10 protein-coding genes and 1 pseudogene are annotated in these 12,239 nt (G+C 30.9%); 6 read left to right on the top strand and 5 right to left on the bottom strand.

Annotation, left to right across the window (positions count from 1 at the left end):
* The first annotated feature begins 71 nt into the window (after positions 1-71).
* Positions 72-284 carry a hypothetical protein gene (locus WOVOC_RS03885; protein ID WP_025264371.1) on the top strand — a complete coding sequence of 71 codons (213 nt, stop codon included), beginning with the start codon at positions 72-74 and terminating at the stop codon, positions 282-284.
* Positions 285-2,742: 2,458 nt separating this feature from the next.
* On the opposite strand, the gene WOVOC_RS04995 is transcribed toward WOVOC_RS03885, so the two are convergent.
* Both WOVOC_RS04995 and WOVOC_RS05000 read right to left on the bottom strand, forming a co-directional pair.
* On the bottom strand, positions 2,743-2,883 hold the full coding sequence (locus tag WOVOC_RS04995; protein WP_410543212.1) for a hypothetical protein: 141 nt from the start codon (positions 2,881-2,883) through the stop codon (positions 2,743-2,745).
* Between the two features lie 207 nt (positions 2,884-3,090).
* Positions 3,091-3,312: pseudogene (locus tag WOVOC_RS05000) on the bottom strand (hypothetical protein).
* Positions 3,313-3,551: 239 nt separating this feature from the next.
* Between WOVOC_RS05000 and truA the strand changes: the two are divergent.
* On the top strand, positions 3,552-4,289 hold the full coding sequence (gene truA / locus WOVOC_RS03890) for a tRNA pseudouridine(38-40) synthase TruA (RefSeq protein WP_014868878.1): 738 nt from the start codon (positions 3,552-3,554) through the stop codon (positions 4,287-4,289).
* 1 nt (position 4,290) lies between these two features.
* Here the strand turns inward: truA and dnaN are convergent, their stop codons facing one another.
* Positions 4,291-5,448 carry a DNA polymerase III subunit beta gene (gene dnaN / locus WOVOC_RS03895; RefSeq protein WP_025264372.1) on the bottom strand — a complete coding sequence of 386 codons (1,158 nt, stop codon included), beginning with the start codon at positions 5,446-5,448 and terminating at the stop codon, positions 4,291-4,293.
* Positions 5,449-5,758: 310 nt separating this feature from the next.
* Between dnaN and WOVOC_RS04595 the strand changes: the two genes are divergently transcribed.
* From WOVOC_RS04595 to WOVOC_RS03910, 4 genes are all read left to right on the top strand, one after another.
* Complete coding sequence (locus WOVOC_RS04595; protein ID WP_014868880.1) at positions 5,759-6,034, top strand: YggT family protein; 276 nt, start codon at positions 5,759-5,761, stop codon at positions 6,032-6,034.
* Between the two features lie 4 nt (positions 6,035-6,038).
* Entirely contained in the window at positions 6,039-8,162 is a 2,124-nt protein-coding gene (locus WOVOC_RS03900; protein ID WP_025264373.1) for an FtsK/SpoIIIE family DNA translocase, read from the top strand.
* Positions 8,163-8,230: 68 nt separating this feature from the next.
* Entirely contained in the window at positions 8,231-9,211 is a 981-nt protein-coding gene (gene mraY / locus WOVOC_RS03905) for a phospho-N-acetylmuramoyl-pentapeptide-transferase (RefSeq protein ID WP_014868882.1), read from the top strand.
* Between the two features lie 6 nt (positions 9,212-9,217).
* Complete coding sequence (locus WOVOC_RS03910; RefSeq protein WP_025264374.1) at positions 9,218-9,814, top strand: ribonuclease HII; 597 nt, start codon at positions 9,218-9,220, stop codon at positions 9,812-9,814.
* A 1-nt stretch (position 9,815) separates the two neighbouring features.
* On the opposite strand, the gene WOVOC_RS03915 is transcribed toward WOVOC_RS03910, so the two are convergent.
* Positions 9,816-10,496, bottom strand: a complete 681-nt coding sequence (locus WOVOC_RS03915) for a VirB8/TrbF family protein (protein WP_025264375.1) — start codon at positions 10,494-10,496, stop codon at positions 9,816-9,818.
* A gap of 910 nt (positions 10,497-11,406) precedes the next feature.
* A complete protein-coding gene (locus WOVOC_RS03920; protein WP_014868885.1) occupies positions 11,407-12,237 on the bottom strand; it encodes a DNA polymerase III subunit delta' in 831 nt (276 codons plus the stop codon).
* Between the last annotated feature and the right edge of the window lie 2 nt (positions 12,238-12,239).

A 12,239-nucleotide genomic window follows, 5' to 3' on the forward strand; every position in this document is an offset into this window, starting at 1 on the left:
TGTTATAAATTCACCAACCATAACTACTATACGCTGAAGTGCACTTTTCAAGTAAGGAACAAGAGAATTTAATGGAAAAATTATATAATACATTAACAGATTCTAATAAATTGAAAGAGTTGTTGAACAAACATAAGAATAATCAGGATCCTAAAAAAGGGTTTAGCTCTTTAGAGGATAAAGAAAAATCAAAGGTTCATCAACATTCTATAGAAGTTTTGTGCAATAATCGAACCATTTGCAAAAGAACAGAGAGCTTATTATTAGATGTTGGATCAACATAATAAAAAGGATTAGATAAAAGAGATTATTCACCAAATTTGAAGTTCTGTAGACTAATTTGGTACTAAACCAAGAGAAAAGACTGAAGAGAAGTATTTAGGTAAAATGAATAAAGTCAAAATATAAATAAAATTAGAATAGATTATAATCAAAACTATAGAATATAGAACAAGATTTAATTTTTCTAACTCATGACCATTTACATGAAGTAGTATACAAAAGTAGATATAGCTTCATGGATTATGTAGCAAAAAACAAAAAAAATTAGCAAATTCAAATCAGAAAAAAAATCCTAAAATTATTAATATATAATATATAAATTAGTACTAAGAGGAGTAATCTTTTATGGATTAAATAGTATAAATGTAATCAATGAACTAGAATTAAAGTTCAAGGGTAACAAAGACAATATGAAGAAAGTTCATTCAGAGTATATGAATTACATTAAAGAGTTTGCAAAAGCTATAAAAATGTAGTTACTGCAGGGATAAAAAATGCATAATATGATATTTTACTATCTACTCAGGAATACTCATGAGAGGTAGTACAATACATGTTATAAAGATTATTAATGGAGTAAAAAAGATCAACTCAAGAAGAAACATAACCATAGTAGAAGCATAATAAAGATAGACAAGAGTAAAATAGAAATTACAATAGCAGTGCATAAGCCACTATACTGACCTTATACAAATGGTAGTAATATAACATTAACTTCCTCCTCTACCCTAATTTAAGAAATGAAAGACAAAATTATATCCCAGTAAATTAAATAAAGACCAAATAATAGTAGAAGTAAAAAATCAAGAAAAACTAAAAAACTAGAAGATAGGAAAATTACACTAACCTTCTGAAAAAATTATTCTACCTAAACAGGCTTCAAAAAAGTCAAAGCAATAGTGAAAGTTTAAATTTTACTAATAGTGAGCCTTGTGTAAAGCAATACATCCGCTACAGAAAAGGTAAGCCAGTAGTGAGGCTAAAGTACTGTTAAGGTAAATCCAAAGTTACTTAAAGTAAAGCTTTTAGTAAGTCTTTAAAGACAGAACATTATATTCCATTTAAAGCAAAACATACACCTAATGTTCTATCAAGCAGTCTTCTTACTCATTTGAAAACTTTTATTTGTGAGTGTGCTAACATAATTTTTTTTGTGCCACAGTAAAAATATTACTTGATTTCAGGTTTTTTAAGGTGTTGTACTAAATAGTAGCGCAACAAAGCCTAATAATATATTAGCTACATCAGTAGGCAAAGTATCAAAACGTTAGAAAATATAAAAGCTATATTATCAACATAGCCAAAACTAGCAAATACAATAATAACATCAAAAAAAGTAAGTAAAAGTAGAATTAACAACGTTACTACCATTCAGAAAAGTGATATGAAAAGCAACAACAAGGTTAAAAGAAAAAAGTAGTAAAATTTATTAATTGAGTAGAAAAGTTGTCACAAGAAAAAGATAAAGAAATTCAATAGTTATATAAGAAAGCAGAACTAAATATCATATACCAGAAAAATTAAAAAATTCTAAAACAAAAAGACAAAATTAATAAGTAAAGTTGCAAGGCAATATTAAACAACCATTAGTAAAGTAATTTAAATCAGATAAATAAGCACACAAAATCGATAAGAAAATAAATCTTATAGATTAATGCGCGAAAATGCTAATCTTACAAAAGTAAAAAAAACAAAAAATTTACTGAAAAGATGATCTACTAAAAGAATATTAACACTGTACATTGCTATTATTTGTGCTGGTCTTGCTAGCAAGCTGACACAATTAGTACTTTGTGTTCAATTTCACAACTAGGTTAGCTATCTTAGGCAATAATTAGTGTAGCGATAACATCTCTGCATTGACAGTTGTAGTATTATATACTAACATTAAAACTTAGTACTTAATTGTAATAAAGTAAAAAAAGGATAAGCACAAACAGAAACTTAGATCAGTTAAAAATAGGAAGAAAAAGGAGTTTTTTTCGGATAAAGTCATTTACCTATTTATATTTATCTTTCTTTATCTTCGCGCTTTTTTGTTGCTTTTGTAAACCCACTTACTTCTGTAAATAGGTAAAACTAGAATACTGATTTTCTAAAAGTTGCTCGCTTTCCTCTTTTACCATAACAGAGTTACCCTAAATTTCTAAATAAATCCCTGATTTTGATTTCTATTTCATTTACAACTCCTTTATTCATTTTGAGGTAATTTTTACATTTCCCTTCCTTTGTCCAAGGCACGTATTATTGTATGAATAATAAGTACCAGTTTTTTGAGCACACTAAGTTTCACTCCTACATCTAGTATTTCCCTAAGTCTTGATATGCTATCATCATATATTATGTAAAATTTTGCTTCTCTAAATAGAGGAGCAACTTTATCTTTATAATTTTAACTCTCGTTTCCTACTGTAACATTTTCCTTATCCCTCATTACACCAACCTTCCTGATATCAAGCATTACAGAAGATAAAACTTCAATACATTTCCGCCTATGGTAGTTTCATGATTCCCATACACTACTCCTATTTTCATATAAATTTGATTAATAAATATTAATATGCGGTTTACTTTTGAAACTGCAGAGGTAAATTTTTGCAGACCATAACTTTAAAACTCTTGTTTGTAGCCCCATACGTTAATCACCAATATCTCTTTTAATTTCACTTCTTAAAGTAAATGCTGCAACAGAACACACCAAACATTCAACAACATATAGAGCTTGTTCTCCAGTTTTTAGTTATAAAATCACTAAACTACCAGCGTTTATTCCAAGTTTACGAGCATATATGACATTCAAATACATGATCATGACACATGCTTCGCATCAATAAACTTACATAACCCTCCTTTCTTCTTGAATCCAGCAATTACATGCAAAGCAAGAGTGGCCTTACCGGAACCTCTTAGGACAAAGTATCTCAATTATACTTCCCTTTAGTAAACCTAATACCAAAGAGCTAAATCAAGTGAAATTGATCCTATATAACACTGATCTATTTCCCCCACAAGGTTTTGCTTCAGTTTCATTATTACACCCCTACTAAATACTTTTTCAATTTGACTTATCGCATTGTCTAATACTCTTCGCTTATCATTATTTCTTTCTCATGAGTCGCTTATCATAGAACATTTATTAATTTATATAATTCCTATACTAATTAAATAGTAATGATCTACCAAGGGTTTTTTAATAACGAAAAAACATTATTATAGAAAAATTAGCTACCTTAAATTATATTAAAATAGAAAATCAGATAGACTTTATAGTGCGATACAAAATAACAACAGAATACAACGGTAGCAGTTTTTCTGGCTGGCAGAAACAACAGCACTCTTCTAACTCAATTCAGGAAACCATAGAAAACGCAATATTTAATTTCAGCGGCGAAAAAATCACCTTACATTGCGGTGGAAGAACTGATGCAGGAGTTCATGCTTTAGAGCAAGTTGCTCATTTTGATATGGAAAGAGAATTCAAGCTCCATAGAATAAGGACTGCAATAAATTATCATCTGAAATCAGTTCCTGTAGTTGTTCTTAATGTAGAAACTGTAAATGATGCATTTCACTCACGATTTTCAGCAAAAAAAAGACATTATGAGTACAGAATAATTAATCGCTATGCCCCTGCAGCTTTAGAAGCTGGTTATGTGTGGCAAGTGTTTAATCCACTCGACGTAGACATTATGCGTAAGGCCGCTAAACACCTGCTCGGAAAGCATAACCTTTCAAGTTTTCGCTCAAAAGATTGTCAAGCCAAAAATCCGATAAGAACAATTGATGATATCGAGATAATCCAAAATGGAAGTCATATATACATTAAAATATCTGCTATTTCCTTCTTACATAAACAAGTGAGGATCATTGTCGGCACTTTAGTCGAATTTGGGAAAAATAAAACTAATCCACAAGAAATGTTAAATATATTAAACCAACACAAAAGAAAAGCTGCTGGCGTTACTGCACCGCCTTGCGGCTTATACTTGGTGAAGATAGATTACTAGCTTAAGTCCTTATTGGCATTACTATATATAATGCACTTGGATCATTTTCATCAGTAATAATTGCAGCATTGTTACCATCAGCTAAGCTAAATTTACATTTATTTTTTATACAAGATAAAGCATCAAGCAAATAACGCGAATTAAACCCTATTTCTACAGAGGTTCCATTATAATCTACCTCTATAGATTCAGTTGCATCACTACATTCTTGAGAATTTGAGTGCAACGTTAATAGTTTTTCTTGTAACAAGAATTTAATAAACTTTATTTTATCAGATACGACAACAGAAATTCGATCTATAACACTAGCTAACCTACTGCTTTCAACAATCATTTGTTTATCTTGAGATGCCGGAATAACAGCCTTATAATCTGGAAAAGTTCCATCTATCAATTTTGATATTAGAATATACTCACCACACGTAAATTTAATTTTTCTATCTGAAAGCTTTATGTTAACTTCATTGCAATCATCTAATACTTTCAGCAGTTCCATAACAGCCTTACGTGGAATGATTACACCAAGTTCACTATTAATATTTTCAGGTTTTGGTTTTCTCACACATGACAATCGATGTCCATCAGTTCCAACACAGCATAGAAACTGTTTATCTGTATGCAGATATACTCCATTTAAATTGTACCTTGTATCATCTAGTGATACTGCAAACTTTGTTTTAGTTAATAGATCTACTAGATCCGTACTTAGTAAAGTAAAATCATGTTTACGACTGCCTTCCTCAAGGATAGGAAAGTTGTTTGAAATTATATTCGGTAAGGAAAAGTTTGCATTTCCACAAGATATCAATAATTTCTCCTGATCATTCATTTCAAAATGAACATCTAAATTAGATGGTAGCTTTTTTACTATATTATGTAAAGTATGCGCTGAGATTTTTACTTCTCCTTCCGTTAACACATCTGCAGCAAGTGAGGCAAATATTGAAATATCAAGATCAGTGGCCTTTAATTTTATGCTGCTATGTTGCGCTTTGATATTTATACACGCCAAAACATCTATTGCATTGCGCTTTTCAACTACTCCACTCATTCTGGATAACGTATTTAAAAGGTCTGTACGACCCACGCTAAAACGTATTTGCCCACAGACAAAACTCTGCTCTTTGATTTCTACATTTATACCTGCAACCTCTGACATACTAATTCCCAAAAATATGTTCTAAATGATATTCACATTCTACTTAAAGTAAAGTTCTATTTATCAAGACTTATGGCAAGATGGTAAACTAGAACTCTGCTACTCATTAGTCAAAAAACCTACTTTAAATGCTATATACAACTGTATGAACGTTTTTAAGTATAAAACTATGGGCGAATTTGTTATATAACAGATTATAATATACCAAAGATAAAAGCAACGAAAACAAAATTTTGAGTTCAGAAAGGGAATTGATTTAGAATTCATAAATATTTATCTTTATATGTAATTCTTGTGTGATAGGCGGTGTATGCATCCAATTATATATTTACTTAACTTGCTACTTGATCTTTACAGTCTTACTCTGATATGCTGGGTTATCTTGAACTGGTTGATTAAGTTTAATATAGTCAACATGTATAATGAGACCATAAACAGCATGATGCAAACCTTAAACCGATTCACCCACACACCATTAAAGATTATCAGAAGATACATACGGCCGTTTAACGGATTAGATTTATCTGTAATGATATTGCTGTTAACAATTCACTTTGTAAAATATACAATAAATTACTACTTTTAAGTAGATGCTAAAAAAATGCCTGAAGTCAGTAATATATCTATTGTTGCTAATATATATATATATATCAGTTCTTAGCTATAATTATAAAGACTCATCTTTAAACACAGTCACAGATGAAGGAGTAACAAATTTAGGTGGGGTAGTGGGTTCATATTCAGCTGATATACTAGTTCAATTTCTTGGATTAGCTAGTATTACAGTAGTTACAACTGTAGTTTATTTTTTGATCTTCAGGCCATCAAAAAAGTTATCAAAAATTCTCTACTTAACATTAATCAACCTAGGAATATGCGCTACATTATCACAACTTTCACTCAGCATTACTGCAAAGTACATGCACAGTGGGATAGTGGGAAATGCTTTAATTAGTAGTTGTCCGTTTTATATATTTACAATAACAGCATCAATAGGTATAATAGGGTTAATTGGCTGGAAGAGAATGACTAACTTTTTACTCTTCTTATATAAAAAAGTAGCATATCTCTCTGCAAAGGTTTTATTTTTCAGATTACATAAAACTATTGAATATTTAATTACTCCATCAGTAATAGAAGAAAAACACAGATCTCAAATTACTGCTAAACAACAACTAAAAGGAAGACAGAACAAAGCCACCAAAAAGATTTTTATACCTCTCAGTAAATTTGAATTTCCAAGTGTTCATTTACTTTCCAAAGCAGAGAAATCTTTACAAAGAAATCAGCTGAATGAAACAGAGAGCAATAAGAACTTATCTTTATTGAAACAAGTTCTTAATGATTTTGGTGTACAAGGAAAAATTATCAATGTGTGTTATGGACCGGTTATAACTTTATATAAACTTGAACCACGAGCTGGTACAAAATCTGCAAGAGTAATTGGTCTTGCAGATGATATTGCACGTTCAATGAGTGCAGTCTCTGCACGAATTTCAATAGTTCGTGGACAAAATGCCATGGGAATAGAACTACCAAACAAGAAACGAGAGATTGTAATGCTACGTGACTTACTTGAATCGCCAGAGTATCAAAATACAAACTTAAATCTTCCAATTGCACTCGGTAAAGAAATAAGCGGGAAACCAATTATTGTCGATTTAGCAAAAATGCCACACTTGCTTATTGCTGGAACCACAGGATCAGGTAAGTCAGTTGCGATTAATACTATGGTTCTTTCACTCGTTTATCGATTAAATCCTAATGAGTGTAAGATGATAATGATTGACCCTAAAATGCTTGAACTTTCAATATACGATAAAATACCGCATCTAATAACACCAGTAGTAACAGAGCCAAAAAAAGCTGTGATTGCTCTTAAGTGGATAATAAAAGAAATGGAAAATCGCTATCTCATGATGTCATATTTAAGCGTGCGTAATATAATAAGCTATAACAAAAAGATTACAGAAGCAATGAATAGTGGAACAGAACTAGAGCGTGTTGTACAAATTGGCTTCAACTCAACAACAGGTAAGCCTCTATTTGAAAAAATGCCGATTAAAATAGAAACATTTCCATACATTGTAGTGATTGTAGATGAAATGGCAGACTTAATGCTTATTGCTGGTAAGGATATAGAACGCTCTATTCAACGCTTAGCTCAGATGGCTCGTGCTGCAGGAATACATATTATAATGGCAACACAACGTCCATCTGTAGATGTAATAACAGGTGTGATAAAAGCAAACTTTCCAACGAGAATCAGTTTTGCTGTTACCTCTAAAATAGATAGCCGTACAATACTTGGTGAACAAGGAGCTGAACAATTGCTCGGTATGGGTGATATGCTTTATATGGCCTCTGGTGGTAAGATTATTCGAGTTCACGGCCCATTTGTAAGCGATGATGAAGTGCAAAATATAGTCAATCATCTAAAAAAGCAAGGTGAACCAAGTTACATGGAGGAAATCATAAAAGAAGATGAAAATTCTTCTGCAGAATTTAATGGTGAAACAGATAATGAAGAAAATGATCTATACAAACAAGCAGTGGCTATCATCCAGAGGAATCGAAAAATCTCAACTAGTTACATTCAGAGACAGCTTAAAATAGGATATAATAGAGCTGCAAGTATTGTTGAAAGAATGGAAAAAGAGGGCGTTGTCAGCGCTCCAAATTACTCAGGAAAAAGAGAAATATTAACAGAATGACTCCCTTCAAACCATCCCACTATGGTACCTATAAGTAGGTGATATAATACCTAATTGAAGCAAAATAAATGGGTTTGCCTACAAAAATATTTTTTAACTCGTTCATTTTTGGGTTTATTTTCTACCCTTACTTTATAAAGTTTCTAAAAAAAATTAGCAAAGGTGGACAACCGATTAGGTCATGCGGACCAGAAAGTCATTTAATCACAAAGAGAAACACTCCTACTATAGGTGGGATAATAATACTGATTTCTACTTCATTACCAGTTTTACTTTGGACTCAATTAACGCCAGAAACTCTATTACTGGTATTTATGATTTTCTTTTTTGCTCTGATCGGATTTATTGACGATTATTTAAAATTAAAAGCATACACCCACCAAGGTCTAAGAGCGAAAACTAAAATATTTATCCAATTTATAGTTGTTCTTGTTATTATGTTTATATTTAAGCCATATCTTGCTGAAGGTTCTACAAAAACGTTTTTATTTAGGGAAATAACAATTGACTTTGGCTATCTATATGTCCCATTCGCTACATTTGTAATTGTCGGTTCTGCTAACGCTGTAAACCTCACAGATGGCCTCGATGGCCTTGCTGCAACTCAATCTATCACTTCTTTTGTTTCTTTGGGATTAATCGCGCACATAACTCAAGCAAGTATGAGCATCATTTTATTCTGTATTGCTTTTATAGGAGCAATTTTAAGTTTCTTGTGGTTTAATACCCACCCAGCAAAAATATTTATGGGTGACGTTGGCAGCTTATCAATCGGTGCAGCCTTAGGATTGATTAGTGTTCTAATTAAAAGGGAAGTGCTTTTCGCTATTATCGGAGCAATTTTTGTTATGGAAACTTTGTCTGTTATCATTCAGATATCATACTTTAAATATACAAAGTTTAAGTATGGAAAAGGGAAAAGAATTTTTCTCATGACACCAATACACCACCATTTTGAAAAGAATGGGTGGTTAGAAAATGAAATAGTTGTAAAATTTTGGATAATTGCTATTACTTGTTCAACCTTTACTGTAGCTTTCTTGTTATAGAAGCTTATGACATACCCAGACTTTACATTAGAAAATGAGTTATCAGGAATAGTAGCAGGAGTAGACGAAGTTGGAAGAGGATCACTAGCTGGTCCAGTAATATCCGCAGCAGTAGTATTCACCGACAGAAATACAATCATTAGAGGAATCAATGACTCAAAAAAATTGACTGCTAAAAGTAGGCAAGTTCTGTATAAAAAAATAACATCTACTGCAAAACTTGGTATAGGGATAGCAAGTGTGAAGGAAATAAATTCATATAATATTTTACAAGCAACAAAACTTTCAATGCAACGTGCGTTGATGGACTTAAGATTAGAACTAGATTACGTGCTAGTTGACGGTAACCAACCACCTAAAATAAAATGGCAAACAAAGTCTATAGTAAACGGTGATAATTTGAGTATATCGATTGCGGCAGCATCGATCATTGCAAAAATTACAAGAGATCAACTGATGCAAGAATTGCATCATCAGTACCCAGAATATAATTGGTATAAAAATAAAGGATATGGAACAAAAGAGCACATAGAAACCATCAAGATATATGGTATTACAGAACATCATAGAGAAAGCTTTATGCCCATTTTAAAACTGCGCTAAACTAATATGCGTTTACCTCATATTTATAACCATCAACAATAAATTTAAATGGAATTATACCATCTAGAGTTGCTTTTATGTTGGACAAAATAAAGCTGATATCAACGACTTGATTTCTCGCCTTTTTATTTTGCTCAATTATAAAAACCACAGTAGCATTTCCTGAGAATACTACTAGATCTTCAACTGATCGGTTAACAGATAATTTTATCACATTTATATTAGTAATTTTTCTTTTAGACAAAGACAAATCACTAGCTTCATTATCCACTTTTTCTTGAAAACTTTGATAGATTCTATGTGTAGAATTGTTTTTTATAAAATTTTTTTGGTATTCTGGTTCAACATCTTTATTAGATTCATATACCTTAATATACTTACTTATTAAGTACTTAGCCGTAGAAATATATTCGTCTTTCCTCTTATTAGAATTCAGCTTATGCATTACAGAAAACTCACCTTCTGTGTGAGTTGCATATCTAACAAAGTTTAAATCTTTTTTAACAGGAAACAACAAGTATATATTCAGTAGTAATAAACATAAGCATACCAAAAGAAATAATACCATAACCGCCATCCAAGACCTTTCTACTACACAAAACAGATATCTATGACAATACCATTCAACTGCTTTATTAAAATAACTCTTGTTTTTTACTGATTTAAACAGTCTGTCTTCCATAATAAAGAATTAAGTTTAATTACTACAATAATAAAATTCAAAAAATTTGAATCATATCTAATTTTTTTAAAAAATAAATGATTATATTACCTCGTTCTGCGATAAGATAAAATTTATCAATTCTGCTAATATCTATATTTATCTTTTTGCATCAAAACTTCCAAGATCAGAGATATTATCATCTACACTCTTTTGTGGCAATTATAATAACGTAACTTATCTTGATCATCAAAATAACAAACTCATTAACAAGGATTCCAGCTTTTATTACTATCTATCTTTGATAGACTCAAATAAAACCAATAATACAATCTTGTAACCTAAGTTTGATAAGCCCCCATGTAGCAAAAACTTAAGTACATAACCAAAATATTCCTTAAATTTAAATTACAATCTTTTTTACATTACTAAAATCTACGAATTTATATTCATCTAAAAAATTGAAACATTGTGGACCATACTTTTTATATTCAAAAAACTCATAACTTATGATATTACAAAACATCAATTACTATCATTTAACTTAATAATCTTTAAATAATGGAAACCATCAGGAATTTTTATTTTTTCTTTATAATATGATTACGTATAACAAACCTATCACCGAGTATATAACAACGAACACCCTTCGGGCAAGATAAATACACTGATTGCAGTATTAGCTCAAAGCTAACCTCGTAAATATACCATTTAACAACTACTTCCCCTTTTTCATTTAATGTTACTCCTTAACCTGCAACTATATTTTTAACCAAGTTTGATTCTTTTTACATATACCCCAACATAGCACCCGCTAAAAATTCTACTGATTACCGTATACTTAATCTATTCCCAATTAAATTGGGCACCTCAAACACCAAATTAACAGGATTTAACCATAAATTCAAATTAAAAGTACTATACTATATTTTCATAAAATTGATGTTATGATATTAATTGCATTAGCTAAAACATGCTTTCTATCTAAGTGTAGTTGCTTAGCAGCAACAAAAAGCTCATCTATTTTTTTCCATTGACTTAGCAGAACTCCAACATCACTCACACCTTTCTTTATACTTTCTAAAATGAAGGTTTGAATCATATATGATACTAATTCCAGCTCAATTTTGCTATTAATTACTTTATGAATCAATTCAGGATTATTTAAATTAGGAAGAAATTTATAAAAGGACCTATACGATTCATAATTATCGCTACTTATTGCACTTATTATCATTCCCGGTATCCCAGGAAATAAAGTAATAATTTCATTAAACGTTTGATCATCAAATTTACATTGAGATGAAACAATTTGCTTTGTTTCATCGTAGGTCAGTGGCAGTAAATTTAGCTGAAAGCACCTATACTTAATAGTAGTTTGTATATTGTATGGCTTATGGCTCACTATAAATACCTTAGAGTTTTCTGGCGGTTCTTCTAGTATTTTTAATATTGCATTTCTAGCATTCTTTGTCATCACCTCTAAACCATCTATTACAGCAACCTTGTATTTCGATTGAATAGGGCTTAAGTGCAGAAAATTTTTCATTTCTCTCACCATTTCTACCCCTATTATATCACCCTCAACAATGTGCAAATCTAACGCTACCTCATTGCAATCTCCCACAAGAAACCAATTAGAAAAAGATTTTGCTAGTGTTGCTTTTCCTATACCTTTTTTACCGCAGATTAACCAAGATTGAACAGATAAGTTACTCATTAACTTCTTCTTAGCTTGATCGTGCCCTATTACCTTTTTCATTC

Origin of the sequence: Wolbachia endosymbiont of Onchocerca volvulus str. Cameroon, assembly GCF_000530755.1 — a bacterium.
Classification (GTDB): domain Bacteria; phylum Pseudomonadota; class Alphaproteobacteria; order Rickettsiales; family Anaplasmataceae; genus Wolbachia.